The organism is Mesorhizobium sp. WSM4848 (assembly GCF_055811375.1).
This window is the reverse complement of record NZ_JBVVPX010000001.1, coordinates 84,945-103,885: the sequence shown is the minus strand read 5'-3', so window position 1 is coordinate 103,885 and position 18,941 is coordinate 84,945. Positions and strand designations below refer to the sequence as shown.

Below are 18,941 nucleotides of genomic sequence, written 5' to 3'. Positions count from 1 at the left end.
CTCAGTCGCTCAGATGGATGCGAGATAGCCGCCGTCCACCGGAAGGCAATGCCCGGTGACATAGGCGGATGCCCCGCTCGCCAAAAACACGACAGCTCCGGCCAGATCCTGCATCGTGCCGAAGCGCCGCTGCGGGATCTTGGCCAGCATCGCCGTCTGCCAGTCGGGATCCTGATAAAAGACATCCGTCATCGCCGTATGGAAATACCCCGGAGCGATGGCGTTGACGCGGATGCCGAGCGATGCCCATTCCGCGGCGAGTGCGCGGGTCATGCCCAGAAGCCCGGACTTGGACGAGCCGTAGGGTACCGCGGTCGGAATGCCGACATAAGAGGTCAGCGAGCACAGATTGATGATCGCGCCACCACTCTTGTCGGCAGCCATCCGCCGCGCCGCAGCCTGCGCGCAGAAGAAGGCGCCCTTCAGATTGGTCGATACGATGCTGTCCCATACCGCCTCGTCGACGTCGAGCGAGGGCTGGACTTTTTCGTAGCCGGCGTTGTTGACCAGGATGTCGAGCCCACCAAAGGCATCCGCCACCTCTTCGACCACCACGCGGATGCGATCGGTGTCGAGCACGTCCAGAGACCGGCAAAGCGACCTTCGCCTGTGTGCGCCAATTCGGTCCGCCGTCTCACGAAGGGAATTTTCGTCGCGGGCGGTCACCGCCACATCGGCACCGGCCGCCGAGAGCGCCTCCGCCATGGCCTGGCCGATGCCGCGGCTGGCGCCCGTCACCAGCGCCTTTTTTCCCGTCAAGTCGAACAGGCGAGCGGCGTCCATGGCGGTTTCCTGCATTCCCGAAAAACACATGCGGTCGGATTGGAAACGAACACCAGTTGCGGCCGGTTGTCTATACATGTTGCGTATTGCGGGGGGCGGTCGCAACCCTAAGGTCGGTGAACTGATCCGATCCGTCGAGGCTGCTCGGGGTTGCGCACCTGGGCGGTTCAGCGGGTTGGGGTTCAGGCGCGACGAAATCACGAAGCCGCTCGGTGAGGTCTGCCGAAAGGAAGAGCTGTTCGGGTCGGAGACAGGTGACGAAACGACTCGGGAGATAAAGCCCTTCGACGGCCCGGGCGTGATGGACATCGCGCACGGAGACGATCGAAGCCGTTCGCGCGACGCATTCGTGAGTTGCGCGAGGATTCGGTCCGCGTGACCGACGGAACGACAGGCGATTTCGAGCCGCAGAAGAAACGGGTGCTCGTCATCGTCGTGCCGAACGAGAAGCGCCACCGGCTCCGTTTCGACCGTGACGAGAAAGAGGCCGTTCGTGGGATACGACAACGGCGCCGCGTGATCATCGGCGAGGCGCTCGAACTCGATCGGCCCGGCCCACCATTCGTCGGCACCCGGGGCGAGTAATTCCGCCAGTGACACCCGTTTACTTCCCTGCCTACCGTACACTCCGAACGAACATGCGGTATCGGGCTGGGAAGATAGTTGCTCCACCGCCGATTGAATACCCGCGCCGAGCACGAGGAGCTCTTGCGATTTCAGGACGCAAAGCGGTAACCGGCCGAGACTCAGGTGTTCCGAAAGTCGGGTGGGAAGATTGGTCATGTTTGGGCCCCTCGTGTCTCACCACGCGAGGAGGCAAGAGATGTGCCGGTATCACCTGCTCCCGACCCACTGCCGGATCTCGTCAGCCAATTGCTCGAGAACGCCCATCGTCCCGGCGGGGAGCGGGTCCGGAAACCGTTGCTCGGGATACGCGAGCGTTCCCCCCAGATGGACCGGCTGGACGCAGGGCATCTCGTGCTGTTCGAAAAACTTGATCATGTTGTCCGCGCATAGGCGCACACTCGGATCGTCCGCGGGATCGGTGGCGCCGTTGACGATGACCGCTCCGAGTTTTCCTTTGAGCTGTTGTCCGTCGCGCCACAGGGGATCCGATCTGTCGAGCAAGACGACGCCCAGGGCCGGCGGCATTCCGAAGCAGGTGGGAGTAGCCATCAGAATCATGTCCGACTCTTTCATCAGTGACAGAACACGATCGATCCCGTCGCCGTGGTATCCGAACGTTTGATAACACTGCTCGCACCCGAGACAGTCGATACGCTCATCGGCCAGACGCACCTGTTCCACGACCTTCACCCGCCGATCTCTCTCGAGCGAGCGAAGAACCTCGCCGAGCATCCGCGCTGAGTTACTGGACGCGCGTGGGCTGCAGTCTATTCCAATGATGGTCGTCGCTTTGTCCATGTGAGGATCCCTAGTAAGGCGTGACCGCTCGATACCGAATGGCACGGGGCGAAGTTTTGAGTATCCCCACCGATGGCTTCAAAGTCGACGATACTCGCTCTTTACCTTTGAATTTTCCGGATCACAATATTGACCCCCTAAGGTCGGTGAGCTGATCCGATCCGTCGAGGCTGCTCGGGGTTGCGCACCTCGGCGGTTCAGCGGGTTGGGGTTCAGGCGCGGTTCTTGAAGCGCCAGCTCTCGTTGCCGGTCTCGACGATATCGCAGTGGTGAGTGAGCCGGTCGAGGAGCGCGGTGGTCATCTTGGCGTCACCGAAGACCAAGGGCCATTCCCCGAAGGTCAGGTTGGTGGTGACGATGACCGAGGTCTGCTCGTAGAGGCGGCTGACCAGGTGGAATAGCAGTTGGCCACCGGACTGGGCGAATGGCAGATAGCCAAGTTCATCGAGCACGACGAAGTCTTTGCGCCCGAGATAATCGGCCATGCGTCCCTGCCGGCCGGCTCGGGTCTCAGCCTCGAGCTTGTTGACCAGATCGACGACATTGAAGAAGCAGCCGCGGGCACCCGAAGGGAACGGGCGTGCTACTCGTCCCTGTGCCGAAGCGGGAAGCGCTGAAGGGACTGGCGAAGGGCGCTTCGGCGACGGAATATCGCGACCGGTCGGACCGTGTCTGATGGTGCTCGTCGATACCTCGGCTTGGATCGAATGGCTGATAGGCTCCACGACTGGAGAGCAGGTGGCCGAGCATCTGCCCGAGCGAGCCGACTGGCTCGTTCCGACCATGGTACAGTTGGAACTCGCAAAATGGCTCACTCGCGAAGTAGGCGAAAACAAAGCCGATCAGACCATCGCCTTTACGCAGGTCTGTAAGGTGGTCCCGCTTGACACGGAGATCGCCCTAGCAGCCGCCGAAGCCTGCCGGAAGCACAAATTGGCGGCCGCAGATGCGATCATTTTCGCGACCGCTCGGGCGCATGACGCGACGCTCCTGACTTGTGACAAGCATTTCGAGAGCCTGCCAGTTGTCACCCTCATCGAAAAATCTGACATTATTGCGCCGCGGGGTAATGTCGGCTCCCTACGGCATGATTGCTGCGAAAGATGAATGGCGGCGGTTTGGCGACGCGGAATTTGGGTGACTTCGGCACGACTGGTCTCAAGTTGTTCTCTCCGTGGGAGTTCTGACCCGTCGGATCTGGCTCATTCAGGACTGACGGCAGGCTTTCTAGCGCCCTTGTCCAACCACCCCCGCTGAATGCGGGGTGATTGGACAGTTTTGCATGGGAAGAAAAGTTCAGCCTATCAACGGCTGCCCGCCCATGGCGCACGACCCTTAAGGACCTCGCCGGGCTGTGGCTGTTCTTCTTTCGGAGCTGCCACCGGTTGAGGCAAGGAAGCCGTGTGACTGGTATCCAGGGTGATTCCGCTGTTGTCGACGCCAGTAGAGAAGCCGCGGGTCGGGTCGCGATCCGGGTTTTGATTGGCAGCGAGCGAGACGCCTGTCGACAGTGCGAGGAGGGCGATAGCGGTTACAAGTTTGTTCATCGTAGTTTTCCTTTCAATAATGAGCAGGCCCGCCAACGGCGGCTCGCGCGGAATTGACTCCTGCTTGCGAAATCCCGTCGGCTCCGAAATCTCGTCGGCTCTCTGTCTCGTCACCATGACGAGGCTTCCTGCTCACGGATGAAACTAGGCTACGCCTGTCGCAGAGGTTTGCCCGAGTGCTATCGAAGTGTATCCGAATGTATGAGAATCCATGCGAGGGCCCGTGGCTCTGGGACTTCGACAAATTTGGCTACAATTTTTTTCGGCCGCCTGTCGGCGTTGGCGCAGTCAAGTACCTGTCGGCGTCGTCATCAGGTCCGGCAAGCGGCGCTGCCGAAGACCGCCGATGGCGTAAAAGCGCGGGACAATTCCCCTGATGGGGTGAACGCACAATTTGCTGATTGGGCGACCGCGCGGCGCCCACCGTCAGGTGGTTCGCGACTGTCGCTCTAAATTGTGCGGCGGCTGTGTTGATGCGCCTGGGAAAAGATGGTAACGCGGTATTAAAGATTGTTTCGGGTCGTTACCTCAGGGGCGGGGCGAATGGGATTGGTGGTACCGCGGGCATGGCTGTGTGCCGGCCTACTGATAGGCTTGATGATGTCCGCGACGCCGATGCAGAAGGCCTCGGCCGACGTCGTGCCTGGCGCCATGGCCACCGGGCAGCCAACCTCCGTCCCTGTCGGCTACATCGAATTCTGCAGACGGCGGGCCGCGGAGTGCGCAATTCGATCAGGCATCAGCGCTCCAGTCATTCTGTCCGCGGGCATGGAAGGCAAGCTCGCCTCCGTCAACAAGCTGGTGAACAGATCGATCAGGCCGGCGAGCGATTTGGACGTTCACGGCATGATGGAGTTCTGGTCCTATCCTGATGGCGCGCTCGGCGACTGCGAGGACTATGTCCTGCTTAAGCGCCGGTTGCTCAGGCAGCAGGGCATATCGCTGTCGAACCTTCTGATCACCGTCGTCAGGAAACAGGACGGCGAGGGGCACGCGGTGCTGACCGTCAAGACCGACAGAGGCGACTACGTGCTCGACAACCTTAACGACGATGTGAAGCCTTGGTCGGCAACTGGATATCGATTTATAAAGAGGCAGTCGTCTACGCATACCGGGCGCTGGGTCGCGATAATTGAACACCCCGATGTTCTGGTCGGGGCAGTCGACTGAATCTCCCGAATTAGCGGATCGACAACGCTTGGCCGGGCGCCATGCCGAAGAACGGCCAGGGATGCCCGGCTCCGCGTCTGTTTCCGGACCGGCCGAGCAAGTGACCCGTGATCTTGAGTCGCACTCCATGGGAGTTCCATTCCAGGCATAGGCAACTCATCTACAATGGCCTGCGCGGGGTCGAAGTTGATATTTCTGTAAGACGGAACACACGCGATCTGTCTGCTTGTCAAGGCACGTCGAATTTCCTGCGCGAAGCAACTCCCCATCGTGAAGAATATATCGTCAGAAGTGAATATTGAGGTTTTTTGGATTGTAATGGTGCCAGAACTGACAAATTTATCATACTTCTTGTTTGATTTGTTCGATGCCATCAACCGGATCGGTTTAACGTATCCGAGTTGGTGGCGGAGCCGAAGGTACTTTCGTCGAACTCGCTCTAGGAATGTCACTATCGCTCCATGATCATAATAGGTGGCCGCCCACAGCAATGCCTGACACGTAGTCCGCTTCGCCGCTAGCAGCAATCAGGAGGATTCAAGATTGACTATAACTTCGAACGAAGTCAGACGTCAGATATTAGTTTGGCGCATGTGTGACGGCGTCGAGAGAATTTTCATGGATCGGCAGCAGCGAGGGTCGTCAGAAAACGATACATCGCATCGGGAAACGGAATGAGCGCAAAGAAACGAATTTCAGCGGCCCTGGCATACCCGCTGGTCAAGCGCCTGATCATTGAGAACCTGCCGCCGCACATAAAGCTGTATGTCGCCGGTTTGCTGTGTTCGATCGCCGCTGCGGCGGCGACCGCCGCAGCGGCTTGGATCATGAGTGTCATGGTCAATTCCATCTATGTGGATCGGAACGCCGCCGCCGCAACGGGTATCAGCGCCGTGATTATCGGCATTTTCCTGATCAAGGGGATCGCCGCCTACTGCCAGACTATTACGACGGGGAAGATTCGCCGGGCTATCGTTTCGGACCTTCAAAACCGCCAGTTTTCCCGAATGGTGCGGTTCGACATCAGCCGCTTCGCCAACCAGCATCCGGCGAAGTTCGTCTCCAAGATCATGTTCAACGCGCGCGCCGGGGCCGCCGTTATTCTCACCCTCACGAGCAGCACCGTTTCCGATGTGCTGACGCTGATTGGTCTGGCAAGCGTCATGGTCAAGCAGGATCCGGTGATGTCGCTGGTATCCGTGGCGGTTCTACCGCTGCTGTTCCTATCGGTGGGCGTCATAACCAGGAAGCTCAAGGCGCTGGCAAGGGGCGAGACGGAGTTGGCTGCATTGGTCCAGTCGATCGGCACGGAAGCCGTCGAAGGTATCCGCACAATCAAGTCATTCCAACTCGAAGACAAGGCTGCCGCCAGCTTCGCAAAGGCCGTCCGCAAGATGGAAAGGCGCGGCATCCAGATCAACCGGACATCAGCGTTGATGAGTCCATTGATGGAGACCGGCGGCGGCGTGATCATCGGGCTTTTCGTCATTTATGCCAGTTGGCAGACGCTCGGCAACGGCAAGACGCCTGGCGAATTCATGGCCTTCATAACCGCCTTTCTGCTTGCCTATGAGCCCGCCAAGCGGTTGGCTCGGGTCAATGTCGACATCCAGAAGCAAATGGTGGCCGTCGAGCAGATGTATGATTTGATCGATACCCCCGAACAGCGACAACTCGCAACTGCGGGCGAGCATCTCACCGATGTCGAGGGCAGCATCCGTTTTGAAGATGTCGCCTTCACCTATGGCGGCAACAGCCCGGCGCTGCACGGTGTTTCCTTCGCGGTGCGACCTCGTGAGAAGCTGGCGATCGTCGGCCGCTCCGGCGCCGGCAAGACAACCATCGTCAATCTTGTCCTGCGCCTGATGGAGCCGGACAAGGGCAGGATTCTCCTCGACGGAAAGGATATTTCGAAGATCAGCCTGTCCGACGTTCGCGACAATATCGCACTGGTGTCACAGGACGTCTTCCTGTTCGAAGGCTCGATCCGTGACAACATTCGTGACGGACGCCCGAACGCCACCGATCGGGAGATCGAGGCCGCGGCGGACCTCGCCCGGGTCACCAGCTTTGCCTCTAACCTGGAAAACGGGCTCGATACGCTTGTCGGGCCGAGCGGTACCAATCTGTCGGGCGGGCAGAAACAACGCGTTGCCATCGCACGCGCCCTGCTCAAAAATGCTCCCGTGATTGTCTATGATGAAGCAACATCGGCGCTCGACGGCGAAAACGAGCGGGCCGTCATGGAGGCAGCCTTCGACGATGCATTTCAGCGCACGGTGATCTGCATTGCGCACAGGCTTTCAACCATCAAGGCGGCCGATCGCATCCTCGTATTCGACGCAGGCTTGCTCGCGGACTCCGGGACTCATGACGAGCTTGCCGGGCGCAGCGAAATCTATCGCTCGATCTTCCATCTGGAAGCGTCCGCCCCGCGCGTCGAGGGCGGCAAAAAGCTGCGTCAGAGCGTATTGCGCTGAAGGCCGATGACCAGCTTTTACCACGGTTCCTATATCCGGTACGTGATTGGAGGATTGGGCCTGCAGTTGCGCCGATACACAAAGGCCGTGCGGAGGCTGTTTACCGGCTCCAAACCTCGTTCCGTTCTTGAGCAGCAGGCCAGGGCCGACGCGCTGATCGCGCGCAGGGACTGGACAGGGCTTGAAGCAAGTACCAATGAAATGGCCATCATGGCCGATCGTGCCCGCGACCCTGAAATGATGCAGAAGGCGGGCCAGGCATTCGAACGGCTGGGCAACTTCGCGCGCGCGGCCGAGCTTCGGCTTTCCGCTCGCCGGCAACGAAAAGGGAAAGGTGCCAATGAGTGGACTGGAGAAGACCTCGGTTCGGATACACTGCTGATCGATCTTGTAGAGGATGACCCTCGCAGTCTTGGCCGGGTTATCCGTCATGCGCGACTGGCCGGCGCCGCCGCTGCATGTGCGCAAAGCGCGACCATTCGGGTCGAGCCTCGGCTCGTATCACTTGTGCAGCGGACGTTCCCGAATGCGACCGTGGTCCCAGCGCAGCAGAATGTCGTAGGCGACAAATTTGCGACCTTCGAAAATCTCGCCTGGGTTTTCGGCCGCGATGCCGAAAGCCTTGCCGCCGATTTCGTGCCGCTGCGAGCTGATCCTGAACTCGTCGAGACATTCCGCAAGCGCTATCGCTCGATGACGGATCTGCCACTGGTGGGTCTTTCCTGGGGCAGCAAATCACACACCAAGGACGTGCCCGATTTCCCCGAATGGGCACGGTTCATCGCCCAGACACGCGCGACATTCGTTTCCCTCCAGTATGGACAGATCAAGCCGGCGCTGCGGCGCCTGCGCAACGGCAATGACGCGCGGCTTATCTATGACGACAGTGTCGACCAGATGGTTGATATGGAGCGTTTTGCCGCGCAGATCGCCGCGCTCGATGCCATCGTAACGATCAGCAATACGGCGGCCCATCTGTCTGGAGCACTCGGTGTTCCGACCGTTTTCCTGATCGATGACAATTTTCAGACGGCGTGGCCAGTGATTGGCGATCGAACGCCATGGTATCCTAACGGCGTCGTCATTCGCAAGGAAGGCCGTGCGTGGCCGGTGGTGCTCGACGACGTCGGCCGCCGGCTCTCGTCGATTTTGACGGCGCGTTCGACGCTGTCTAGCGATAGTTGAGGGTCGCCGTGCCGAACAGACGATCCATCCTTGAAAAGGCGAAAGCCGCCGACCTGCGCCCGCAAGGCGTTGACGGCAAGGGGCTGAAGAAGGTTCTCGATCGGGCGAAAAAGTTTTTTAGGCGTCCCTCGCGCCATGCTGAAGAAAGCGTCGAACGGCATGTCAGCCTGATGGCGCAGAGTGTCGAGCGGCGTGACTGGCATGCGGCCCGGGATCATGCGCTGGCACTCGGCCTGCTCGGTGAGCAGCTTGGCGATCCCGGGCTTGTCAAGAAAGCCGGGCGTGGACTGAGACGCCTCGGCGGCGGGAATCGTGCCTGGCAGTTGATCGCGTCGAGCAAGCAAGTACCCGGCCGGCCCGAATGGGATGGCGGTGATCTTGCAGATTGCAAGCTTGCCGTCGAGCGGCGCGAAGGCGATCTTGCAATCTTCTTCCAGTTCGCGTCGCTGCTTGGCCCGGTGGTCGCAACTGCCAACCGATGCACCGTCTTGGTCGAGCCGCGACTCGCGCCACTTTATCGCCGAACATATCCTGCGCTCGATGTCAGGCTAGAGGGAGAAGGGGAGGTGGCGGCGGTCGACGCCGATGTCTTCGCCAGTTTCGAGACATTGGCGAAGTTCTTCTGGCCGGATGAGCCGACAGCGCGCGCGCCATTCATTCCGTTGGAGCCGGACCGGCGGCTGGTAGCCGAGCTACGCAGCACCTATCTCAATCGTGGCTCGGGGCCTCTGATCGGCTTCGCCTGGGGAAGCCTGAACAAGAGCAAGGATTTGCCGGCTCTGGATGATTGGCGGGCGCTGCTCGGCAATCTGCCGGGACGTCTCATCAGTTTGCAATATGGCGATGTCGGCCCAGCGCTCGCCGAATTCGAACGCTGGGCGCCGGGACGCATCATCCATGACGCTTCCGTCGACCAACTGTCGGATATGGACCGCTTTGCCGCGCAAATCGCAGCACTCGATGCGGTGGTGACGATCAGCAATACCGGCGCCAATCTGGCGGGAGCGCTTGGCGTTCCGACTGTCGTCATGCTCGACGATGGGTTTCGGCTGTCGTGGCCTGCCTTCGGCGACACAGTAGCCACATATCCAACCGTTCGACTGGTTCGAAAGGGCGGCCAGGAATGGGCGTCCGCAATGCAGGAAGCAGGCGGACGGGTTATGCAAATCGTCGGTGGAGTTGGTGATGGCCGGTAGCCAACTCCTTCGCCGGTTCCGCGGCGTTGTCGCGCTTGCAGGCTACAAATATAAGGTCTGGTTCCGACGCCACCGGCGGCAGCTTTTCCTTCGCTGGCGTGATGGCGACATTGCCGACCAGATGGCGGATTATCGGCGAAGCATCGAGGCGCGCGATTGGTCGGCCGCGCTGCCGAAAGCCCTGGCTCTTGGGTCGATCGCGAAGTCGAGGGGCGAGGTTCACCTGCTCGACGAGCTTAGCAAGGCGTTGATGCGCATGGGCGCGTACGGCCCGGCGGCCGAGCTCAAGATCGCCCGGCGCCATATTGTTGAAGGCCGCGTCAGCGGCGAATGGCTCGGCCAGGATATCTCGGGCCAGGTCCTCCTCGTCGATCTGATGGAGACCGAAAAGCAGGGTCTGGCCACCGCGATCCATCATGCGAGTTCCGTCGGCCGTGCGCTCGCCCGGGCTGCTCGTTTGATCGTCCTGGTCGAGCACCGCTTGGTGCCGCTCTTTCAGCGGACATTTCCCGCGGCCGATGTGCGAGCGGTCGGTCCCGGGAACAAGGCCGCCTATGGCGAGGCCCAGGCCTTTGCGGGCGTTCAGCATCTGACTGCCGTGTTCGAGACCGATGAGACCACGATCCGGGAGCATTTCGTTCCCCTGAAGCCGGATCCGGCGCGGGTCGCTGAACTTCGCGCCCGCTATCGGAAGGACGAACGGCCGTTGGTCGGCGTCGCATGGGGCAGCTCCAATCCTGGCAAGGACCTGCCGCCACTTACGGCATGGCGCGGGCTTATCAGTCGTCCGGACCTCCGGTTCGTTTCGCTGCAATATGGCCAGGTCGAGTCTGACCTGAAGATCCTGACCGATGGCGGGCTCGCGCGTATCCTGCATGACGGGTCAATCGACCAACTCGTCGATATGGACCTTTTCGCGGCGCAAGTGGCCGCGATGGACGCCGTGGTAACCATCAGCAATACCGGGGCGCATCTGGCGGGCGCGCTCGGCATCCCGTCGGTCTTTATTCTTGGTGACGGTTTCAAACGCTCCTGGCCGGTCGAGGGCGATCGCACGCCCTACTATCCTTCCGCCGTGCTTGTCTCGAAACGGGAACGGCCTTGGGCCGCGGTGATGGAAGACGCACAAAACCACATGGGCTTACTCATCAGCGCTATTTGAATCCACCATGCAAGGCATCGCGATCGCGAGTGTGAAAGGCAACTCACAACCGGCGGAGTGGTCAAGCGCCTTTCTTGACGGCGGGGGGATTGTAAACTACCCGGCGGGCGGCCGTTCTAAATTTCACGGATAAGAGGCGATGCATATCTTTGGGTAGGTTGGGAAACAAGGCGGCTTCTCCTGTCAGCGAAGGCGTCGTGCAGCGGCTCCTCGCGGCGTATCGGCTTGTGCATCCAGGAAATCTGTTGAAGCGTGGGCGTATCTACGCTCGCGGCAGGGCAGCGACAAGGACCGTCTACTTCGTCCCACACAACCGCAACAATGTTCGTCTGCTGGCCGACGCGGCAGAAATTCTGGCTGATCGCGGCATCCGATGCGTGTTCGCGCATCTTGATGGATTGAAACGCGGCGGCGTAGCACGACCTGAACTCGACGCCCGGAAAATGTCGCATATCGGCTTTGCCGAACTCGAGCGGATGATCAGGCCCGGCGACATGCTGGTGACTGGAAATGACTATGCGCCACAATTCTTTAGGCGATTCATCGATTCCATCAACTTCGGCATGGTCCGTGTGGTCGGGCTCATCGGAGGTGCGCGACTGCTGCAGCCGCATCGATTTGTGAGAGCTGACTACATCCTGTCGATGGGACCAGCGGCGCTGCAGCAAAGACGACAGCCGACATATGTTGTCGGTTCCCCGGTCATTGAGCGTGCCGTCGGGAGCGCTGGCGCCAGGCACGACGAAGGGCTTTTTGTGCTGATCAACTTCAAGGGGGATATCGAGAACCCCGCAGATCGCCGGGCGATTGAAGCCGTGGCAGCCGCATGTGCGAAACTCGGCCTTGCCCATGTCGTTAGCGTCCACCCTACGATGTTCGCAAAAGTCGATGTGCCGAACAAATCGCCCCTGGATTTCGCACAGCTGCTCCCGGACGCTCTGGCGCTCGTAACGCGCCCAAGCACGACTGTTTACGAAGCAGTCGCCTGCGGCATTCCGGTGGTGCTGTTTCCGCTCGTTTCGCCCATGGTCGAGTTCGACAGGCCCATGGGCGCCTTCAAACCAACATTGTCGGGGCATGACCTCGTCGAGGATATCCGCGCTGCGGTCAGGTCAAGGCCGACCTATTTTGAGCAAAGCCGGGACTTCCTCAATGCCAATCTGTCGATCGATCCAGAGGTGCCGGCTTCGCAACGGATCGCCAATGCCCTAATCGATATTTACAATCGCTGATCTGCTCGATCAAAATGCCCGCAATCGGAGTTCGCACGTTGAGTTTGTTGTCCAACTTTTTTGCAAGAAAGCCGTCGCTGCTTGTCGTCTCATTCCCCAAGTCCGGGCGGACCTGGCTGCGCGTAATGCTTGACGATCTGGGCGTTGATGCGGCCTACACGCATGACGGTTCCGACCACAAGGATCTGCGTGACATTACGCAGATCAGCGCCGACAAATCCCGCTATAAACGGCAACGGATTCTGTTCCTGACGCGAGACCCCCGCGACACTGCGGTGTCAGGATATTTCCAGGTCAACAAACGCCATGGGCTGGAAGCAGGTCCGATCGGCGATTGTATAAGAAGCCCCAAGCACGGTGTCGAGAAGATCGCGCTTTTCAATCTGCAGTGGTTCGCAGCCGCAACTCACATGCGAAAGATTGCGCTTCTGCGCTATGAAGATGTGCAGCGGGATACAAACGACGCATTGCGCAGCATCGGAAAATTTTTGGGAAGATCTTTTGACGAGTCCCAGCTTGCCGATGTTGCTGTCAGCAGATCGTTCAAACAAATGCAGCAATCTGAAATCTCAGGAGAACTGGGTGCGCGCTACGGCGGGAGATTGCAACCGCGCGATCCTGACGACCCGGAAAGCTTCAAGGTTCGAAAGGGTAAGGTCGGTGGTTATTTGGACTACCTCAGCGCGGACGACGTAGCCTTCTGTGACGACGTGCTTGCGCGGCTCGATTACTGGAGGCGGCTCGATGAAGCCTTTCAGCGGCATGGCATATCTTATGCCGACGACAGGGCAGGTGTGAATTGATCCGATGCAAAGGCTTTGTCTGCGGATGCGGACATAGCGGCACCACGCTGATAGCGACGATTCTTGCTTCGCATGCCGATGTCTTTTTGCCATTCGAAGAAACCAACGTGTTTTTCAAATGGGCTCCACTTGCGCTGTATCGCTACTCGAAGCTGAAACGGGCGGCCATTGGGGCGGGCAAGTCGGTGCTGCTTGAAAAGACACCGCGTCATATCAGGCGTGTCGACCGGATACGACGCCTGGTGCCGGGCGCGAAGTTCGTGATGCCGGTACGCGATGGGCGCGATACCGTTGCATCGCTGACCAGGCGGCTTGGCGATGCGACTGAGAGCCTGGATCGCTGGATTTCGGACAACACAATGGTGCTTGCCGAGCGCGGCAGCACGGACGTCCTGATTTACCGCTACGAAGATCTTGTCGATGACCCGGAAGCAACCGTCGAAAAGATCTGCATCTTCCTGGGATTGTCGTTCGACCAGAGTTTGCTCGACTATCATCGGAGCCCGCAACGATGGTTCACACTTGATGCGCAACCCCAACATGCAGCGTTGCGCAACCAGCAGGTGAACCAGCCAATCTATGATGGCCGCGGCCGCTGGAAGAGCGAACTGGGTCAGCAGGAATTGATGGAGCTTACCGAGGGGCGTGGGAAGCCCCTGATGCAGGCGTTCGGATATCTTTGAGACAGCGGCGCGACCGCTTTACGCTGGAAGCGCGCGCGGATAGCCAAACTGATCGAAGTCGCGCTCATACGCACGATAGATGGTGTCAGCCAGTTCTGGCGTGAAATAGTCCGCAAGCCTGCGGCGCGAGGAGGTGTGCAGAGGTGGCATCGCCGCGCGTCGCACCTCGTCGCTCGCATCGACATGATCGAGAACCCGTTCGAAATCCTTTGCGAAAGTTTCGGTCTTGCCAATAAGGTCGAACGCAACGCCTGGGAGGTCGACGATGTCGCTTTGGCTCTGCCAATGCTTGTCGATGCGCCATGTGGACGTCGTGCAGGCAAAGGCGACGAAATCTGCAAAGGACAGGCTCTTGTCAGCACCGACAGGCAGTGCCGGATCAGCCCTTTCGCGGTGGGCCAGATAGACCTCCACCCTGCCGTAACCAGGCACAAGAGGACGGTCGCGGTATTGGTCGGCCCAGCACGACAACAGCCTTGTATAGGGATTGCGAACGAAGGTGAACCGCAAGGCGTCGGGACTTGTGGCCATGCGATGGAACTGCACGACGCCATGACGAGGCGCCTGCAAGTTCGACGCCTTTCGGTTGTGCACCTTCCAGTTTTGGTCGCTGCGCCAAGCCGACACGGTGTCGTTTCCGATCATGGCTGCAAGGTTGCTTCGGATGCGGCTGCTCGCCGCCTTCGGCATGGCGAGGTACAGGATTTTGAGTTGCGGCACCACGTCGATCAGGTCGTCCGGCAGATATGCGGTTTCCATCGCCCTGCGGTAGAATGCCAGCGCCTCGGGATTGCGCCAGCTCAAAACCTGCTCGACAACCCGCCACCGGAGCGACCGCAGCTTGGGCCTCAACTGGCGCTCGATTCTCCTCAATCCACGAGCCTGCTTCGATTTCGGGACGGGAATCTCATACGAGAGGTGGGGGGTGCTGGTATTCATCCGCTGTTTCCTGTTGATTTCTAAATGCCTCACCAGTGGGAAAACCGCAAGCAACACCCGCCGCCATGATTGGAAAGCGCTTACGGACGAGGCGCGACAAAATATGTGGTTGCTCATTGGCTAAGTTTGATCGAGATCACCCGTCATGTCATAAGGCCCGGAAGCCGGGTCCTTAGCAGCCGGCAACTGATAGGGTGTTTGCGAGGTGATCATGAAATTACTGCGGTGGCTCAGGCCGAAGGCACAAGAAAACTCCAGTAATTTGGGCCTTTGCATTTCCTACCCAAAGTCAGGGCGGACGTGGTTAAGAGTCATGCTTGACCAGCTTGAGGTCTGCCTTGATTATAGCCACGGCGGCAGCGCGTTTCACAGCAAATCTTTCCGCTCGGCCGAAGCTTTTTTGGGAAAACGGCCCTTGCTTTTTTTGCATCGCAATCCGATCGACACAACGATTTCCGGATATTTTCACGTCACCAAACGCGAAGCATGGCGCGACTTATTCCAAGGCGATTTGTCAAGCTTTGTACGAGACCCACGGTTTGGTATCGAGAGGACCCTCCGCTTCAACGCAATGTGGCTGGCGGCAATAAGCGAAAGGGATGATGTGTTGATCACACGCTACGAAACGCTCCACAGCGATGCCGTCTCCGAGCTTAGACGAATCGCAAAATGGTTGAAAGTAGAACCAGACGAGGACAAAATTGGGAAAGCAATTGACGCCGGTCGATTTGACTCCATGAAAAGCAAGGAGTCCTCGGGGCAATACGACGAGCGCTATGGGCATCGCTTAAGAACAGCAGACGCAACCGATTCCGATAGCTTTAAAGTTAGACGCGGCCTAGTTGGCGGGTATAAGGATTATCTTACCGAAGAAGAAATTTTATACTGCGAAAAGGTCATGGAAAGTTATGGTGTATCTTCCTATAAATGAATAGTCTTTACTCCAGCAGCGCGCGGATAGCCAAACTGGTCAAAGTGCGCTCATGTGCGCGACTGATCAAATTCGCCAGTTCCGGAATGCAAAAGGGCGTATCGAGATCGCATGGGTTTGTCACGGCATGATCAACGGGTTCAAGCTGACCCGAAGACGCCTATCCTGTTCGTGCGCCAGCGCTACGCGCCCTTTGGCGGAGGCGAGATCATGCTGGAAAACATCATGGCGGCGTTCGCCGCGCGTCAACGGCCGGTGGCCGTGCTGTCAGGCGACTGGCCGCGACACGAAGGCATAGAGTTCATCCAGTGCGCCGGCCGCCGCTTTCCCCGCTACCTGCGGGCGACGTCCTTTGCACGAGCCGTCTGCCGCAAGATCGCCGAAATGCCGCCGGCCCTGGTGCAGAGCAACGATCGCCTTCCGTGCTGCGACGTCTTCCGGGCCGGGGAAGGCGTCCATGCCGCCTATCTTGCCGAGCGACGGCGTTTCGAGACGCGGCTTGGCAGGGCAGCGATGGCGCTGAGTCCGTTTCACCGCCAGACGCTGCGCCTCGAGCGCGCGACCTATGCCAGCCCACGGCTTAAAGCGGTGATTGCCATTTCGAAAATGGTGGCCGAGGACGTTGTCCGTCACTACGACTATCCGGCCGAACGCGTGCACCACATTCCCAACGGGGTCGACTTGGACCGCTTCAACCTGCAGTTGCGTCAACGGCATCGGGCCGCGGTCCGCTCACGGCTTGGCGTCAACGATGACAGGCCGGTCGTTCTCTTCGTAGGCTCGGGTTTTGCGCGAAAAGGACTTCTTGCCTTGATGAAGTCCGTCGCAATGCTCGATGGTGAGCCGGAGTTATGGGTCATTGGCCACGATTCGCGCGCCGATACCTTCCAGCGGGCTGGTGACAGGCTTGGTCTTGGTGCAAGGCTTCGCATGCTGGGGCCGCAAAAAGATACGCTGCCATGGTACGGCGCCGCCGACATTGCCGTGCTGCCTTCCATCTATGATCCATTCGGCACAGTCGTGATCGAAGCCATGGCCAGTGGCTTGCCCGCCGTGGTCAGCACCAGGTGTGGGGCGCGCGAGCTTGTCGATCGCTTCGAGCCGGCGCTTGTTTGCGACACAGCCAGCGTAAACGAGCTCGCCGCCGGGCTTGCCCGCGCGCTGCAACTGTCGTCACGGCCTGAGACTGCGGCCAGGGTCAGGGCGGCAGCCGAACACTACGATTTCAACGTGATGATCAGGAGAATGATAGCGCTCTACGAAAGTCTCGACCTGAAATGATTTTCGACATATTTTCTGAATCCGTTAGTATCACCGGAGTGCCAACAGGTCCGGGGGAACAGTTTCATTTGAACAACAGTCGCAGTTTTGACGGCGGAACCATCTGACCGTGCCGGCGCTCTCAGTCGTCATCATCAGCCGCAATGAGGGGGCGTGCATTGCACGTTGCCTTCGGTCGGTAGATTTTGCCGACGAGATCGTCGTCCTCGACAATAACAGCACCGATCAAACCAGGGACATCGCCAGTGGGCTCGGGGCCAAGGTCCTGATCACCCTCGATTGGCCGGGTTTCGGCGCGCAGAAAAACCGCGCCCTCGCCGCGGCGACGGGCGATTGGGTCCTTTCGCTTGATGCCGACGAATGGGTCGAGCTGCCGCTGGTCGCGGAAATCAGGGCCGCCATCGCCAACCCGAAAGGCTGTGACGGCTTCGAAATACCAAGACGATCGCGCTTTTGTGGGCGCATTGTCCGCCATGGTGGCTGGTCGCCCGATCTGGTGCTCAGGCTCTTCCGTCGCCAGTCCGGCCGCTTCACCAACGACACCGTGCATGAGAAGGTGGTGGTGAATGGCAAGGTCTCGCGATTGTCCCATCCCATGGAGCATGACTCGATCGCCGACCTGGCGGACGCGCATGACAAGATCGGCCGATACGCGCAAGCGTCCGCCGCGCGGATGCTTGCCGAGGGGAAAAAAAGCTCGATCAGCAAGGCGGTTTTGCGCTCGGTCTGGGCTTATATGAACAGCTATGTCTTCAGGCTGGGGTTTCTGGACGGTTCGACCGGTGCGATGGTCGCCGCTTATTCGGCCGGCTACACTTATCAGAAATGGGCGCTTGTCGCGTTGGGCGGCAAGTCGAGAAGCGCCGAAGAAAGCCGGGCAGGGGTGAAGGGCAAATCCGCGGGCTTCAGAAATCGCCCTGGCTAATTTCCGCGCCATTGTTGCCGTGCTGTTGCCAGACAGTTAGTGTATGACCGTTTTGAAATTGGAGCCAAGGTACTGAATATGACTGATGCGTTTAGGGTATTCGTTGGATGGGACAGCCGTGAGCCGATCGCCTACGACGTGGCGCGGCACTCTTTGCTCAAAAACGCTTCGGTGCCTGTCTCCGTCATTCCAATCAAACAGGACGAACTGCGTGCCCGTGACCTGTATTGGAGGGAAAAAGATCCGCTCGCGTCAACAGAGTTCACCTATACGCGGTTTCTCACGCCTTTTCTCGCCGACTATACGGGCTGGGCCTTGTTCTGCGACTGCGACTTCCTGTGGCTCGGTGACGTCGCAGGTTTGCTGGAATACACGAAGTCGAATAAGGCGGTCTATTGCGTCCAGCATGACTATACGCCGAAGGCCACCACCAAGATGGATGGCGTGGTCCAGACATCCTACCCTCGAAAAAACTGGTCCTCGCTGATGCTGTTCAATTGCGCGCATCCTGCGGTTAAATCGCTTACGCCGGAGGTCGTGAACCGCGAAAGTGGCGCCTACCTCCACCGAATGCAGTGGGTTGCCGATGAGGATTTGGGCTCGCTGCCGGTAGAGTGGAACTGGCTTGAAGGTTGGAACGAAAAGCCGGCGCATGGCACACCCAAGGCGGTTCACTATACAAGCGGCGGTCCGTGGTTTGCCGAGTGGCAGAATGTCGATTATGCGGATCTGTGGATAGCCGAACGCGACGAAATCCTGAGCAGTGCCGATCAAGCAGACGCTGCTCTTTCGCGCTCGGCGAGCCGGTAGCCAGTCAAAAAACCCAGCGGCTGGCGGTAGCGATGCCTAACGCTGGGGGTTCCCGCGCTGACGGCCGCGCGCCGTGCTGCGGCATGGCCTCGCCGAACACCGGGTTGGGCGCGCTCTTCGCGGGCGCCGGGACGGCCCGTATCGTTTCGACCAGGGTCGGGCGCCTGCTTCGCCCGGCACAAGCGCCCTCTACACCTGCCCGTCCAGCCATTCCCGCAAATCGCGGTCCTGCTTGTTTTCGGCAATGGGCAGCGAGGGCCGCCTCCAGACATACCAGATGGCGGCAAGCACGCCGGCAGCCCACGTGCCGGCGAAAACATTCGCAATGAGGTCGATTGGAACCTCCCAAGCCGGCTAGAACATTAGCACGGCATCATTTAGGAGGGCGA

Annotated in this window: 18 protein-coding genes and 1 pseudogene; 13 read left to right on the top strand and 6 right to left on the bottom strand. The window is 59.5% G+C overall.

Annotated elements, in window-relative coordinates:
* Nucleotides 1–9: 9 nt before the first annotated feature.
* The 3 genes and pseudogenes from AC0L16_RS00495 to AC0L16_RS00485 form a co-directional block, all read right to left on the bottom strand.
* Complete coding sequence (locus AC0L16_RS00495) at nt 10–783, bottom strand: SDR family NAD(P)-dependent oxidoreductase (RefSeq protein ID WP_473618759.1); 774 nt, start codon at nt 781–783, stop codon at nt 10–12.
* Nucleotides 784–1,617: 834 nt separating this feature from the next.
* Nucleotides 1,618–2,208: a flavodoxin family protein gene (locus AC0L16_RS00490; RefSeq protein WP_473618415.1), complete on the bottom strand. Its 591-nt coding sequence runs from the start codon at nt 2,206–2,208 to the stop codon at nt 1,618–1,620.
* A 212-nt stretch (nt 2,209–2,420) separates the two neighbouring features.
* Nucleotides 2,421–2,774 (bottom strand): annotated as a pseudogene (locus AC0L16_RS00485) (ATP-binding protein); the annotation flags it as partial.
* Between the two features lie 109 nt (nt 2,775–2,883).
* Between AC0L16_RS00485 and AC0L16_RS00480 the strand changes: the two are divergent.
* A complete protein-coding gene (locus AC0L16_RS00480) occupies nt 2,884–3,315 on the top strand; it encodes a PIN domain-containing protein (RefSeq protein WP_473618414.1) in 432 nt (143 codons plus the stop codon).
* Nucleotides 3,316–3,512: 197 nt separating this feature from the next.
* Here AC0L16_RS00480 and AC0L16_RS00475 read toward each other — a convergent pair whose 3' ends face one another.
* Nucleotides 3,513–3,872 carry a hypothetical protein gene (locus tag AC0L16_RS00475; protein ID WP_473618413.1) on the bottom strand — a complete coding sequence of 120 codons (360 nt, stop codon included), beginning with the start codon at nt 3,870–3,872 and terminating at the stop codon, nt 3,513–3,515.
* A gap of 426 nt (nt 3,873–4,298) precedes the next feature.
* Between AC0L16_RS00475 and AC0L16_RS00470 the strand changes: the two genes are divergently transcribed.
* From AC0L16_RS00470 to AC0L16_RS00450, 5 genes are all read left to right on the top strand, one after another.
* Nucleotides 4,299–4,925, top strand: coding sequence for a transglutaminase-like cysteine peptidase (locus tag AC0L16_RS00470; protein WP_473618412.1), 627 nt, complete (start codon nt 4,299–4,301; stop codon nt 4,923–4,925).
* Between the two features lie 674 nt (nt 4,926–5,599).
* On the top strand, nt 5,600–7,405 hold the full coding sequence (locus AC0L16_RS00465; RefSeq protein ID WP_077381146.1) for an ABC transporter ATP-binding protein: 1,806 nt from the start codon (nt 5,600–5,602) through the stop codon (nt 7,403–7,405).
* Between the two features lie 6 nt (nt 7,406–7,411).
* A complete protein-coding gene (locus AC0L16_RS00460; protein WP_077381145.1) occupies nt 7,412–8,590 on the top strand; it encodes a glycosyltransferase family 9 protein in 1,179 nt (392 codons plus the stop codon).
* A gap of 8 nt (nt 8,591–8,598) precedes the next feature.
* Entirely contained in the window at nt 8,599–9,786 is a 1,188-nt protein-coding gene (locus tag AC0L16_RS00455; protein ID WP_143744668.1) for a glycosyltransferase family 9 protein, read from the top strand.
* A gap of 247 nt (nt 9,787–10,033) precedes the next feature.
* Complete coding sequence (locus AC0L16_RS00450; RefSeq protein WP_143744667.1) at nt 10,034–10,948, top strand: glycosyltransferase family 9 protein; 915 nt, start codon at nt 10,034–10,036, stop codon at nt 10,946–10,948.
* 116 nt (nt 10,949–11,064) lie between these two features.
* On the opposite strand, the gene AC0L16_RS00445 is transcribed toward AC0L16_RS00450, so the two are convergent.
* The gene (locus AC0L16_RS00445) at nt 11,065–11,799 is read right to left on the bottom strand and encodes a hypothetical protein (protein ID WP_473618411.1); all 735 of its coding nucleotides are present in this window, start codon (nt 11,797–11,799) and stop codon (nt 11,065–11,067) included.
* 21 nt (nt 11,800–11,820) lie between these two features.
* On the opposite strand from AC0L16_RS00445, the gene AC0L16_RS00440 reads away from it, so the two are divergent.
* The 3 genes from AC0L16_RS00440 to AC0L16_RS00430 all read left to right on the top strand — a co-directional run bounded on the left by AC0L16_RS00440 (nt 11,821) and on the right by AC0L16_RS00430 (nt 13,666).
* Entirely contained in the window at nt 11,821–12,180 is a 360-nt protein-coding gene (locus AC0L16_RS00440) for a hypothetical protein (protein ID WP_473618410.1), read from the top strand.
* Nucleotides 12,181–12,218: 38 nt separating this feature from the next.
* Nucleotides 12,219–12,983, top strand: a complete 765-nt coding sequence (locus AC0L16_RS00435; protein WP_473618409.1) for a sulfotransferase domain-containing protein — start codon at nt 12,219–12,221, stop codon at nt 12,981–12,983.
* Nucleotides 12,984–13,090: 107 nt separating this feature from the next.
* Nucleotides 13,091–13,666 (top strand): sulfotransferase family protein, encoded by a 576-nt coding sequence (locus AC0L16_RS00430; protein ID WP_473618408.1) that lies wholly within the window; start codon nt 13,091–13,093, stop codon nt 13,664–13,666.
* A gap of 18 nt (nt 13,667–13,684) precedes the next feature.
* Here AC0L16_RS00430 and AC0L16_RS00425 read toward each other — a convergent pair whose 3' ends face one another.
* Nucleotides 13,685–14,605, bottom strand: coding sequence for a sulfotransferase family 2 domain-containing protein (locus AC0L16_RS00425; RefSeq protein ID WP_473618407.1), 921 nt, complete (start codon nt 14,603–14,605; stop codon nt 13,685–13,687).
* A gap of 313 nt (nt 14,606–14,918) precedes the next feature.
* On the opposite strand from AC0L16_RS00425, the gene AC0L16_RS00420 reads away from it, so the two are divergent.
* From AC0L16_RS00420 to AC0L16_RS00405, 4 genes are all read left to right on the top strand, one after another.
* Nucleotides 14,919–15,536, top strand: coding sequence for a sulfotransferase domain-containing protein (locus tag AC0L16_RS00420; RefSeq protein ID WP_167378820.1), 618 nt, complete (start codon nt 14,919–14,921; stop codon nt 15,534–15,536).
* Nucleotides 15,537–15,647: 111 nt separating this feature from the next.
* The gene (locus AC0L16_RS00415) at nt 15,648–16,817 is read left to right on the top strand and encodes a glycosyltransferase family 4 protein (protein ID WP_473618406.1); all 1,170 of its coding nucleotides are present in this window, start codon (nt 15,648–15,650) and stop codon (nt 16,815–16,817) included.
* A gap of 109 nt (nt 16,818–16,926) precedes the next feature.
* Nucleotides 16,927–17,742, top strand: a complete 816-nt coding sequence (locus tag AC0L16_RS00410) for a glycosyltransferase family 2 protein (protein WP_473618405.1) — start codon at nt 16,927–16,929, stop codon at nt 17,740–17,742.
* A gap of 78 nt (nt 17,743–17,820) precedes the next feature.
* Nucleotides 17,821–18,552, top strand: coding sequence for a glycosyltransferase (locus AC0L16_RS00405; protein ID WP_473618404.1), 732 nt, complete (start codon nt 17,821–17,823; stop codon nt 18,550–18,552).
* Nucleotides 18,553–18,941 lie beyond the last annotated feature (389 nt).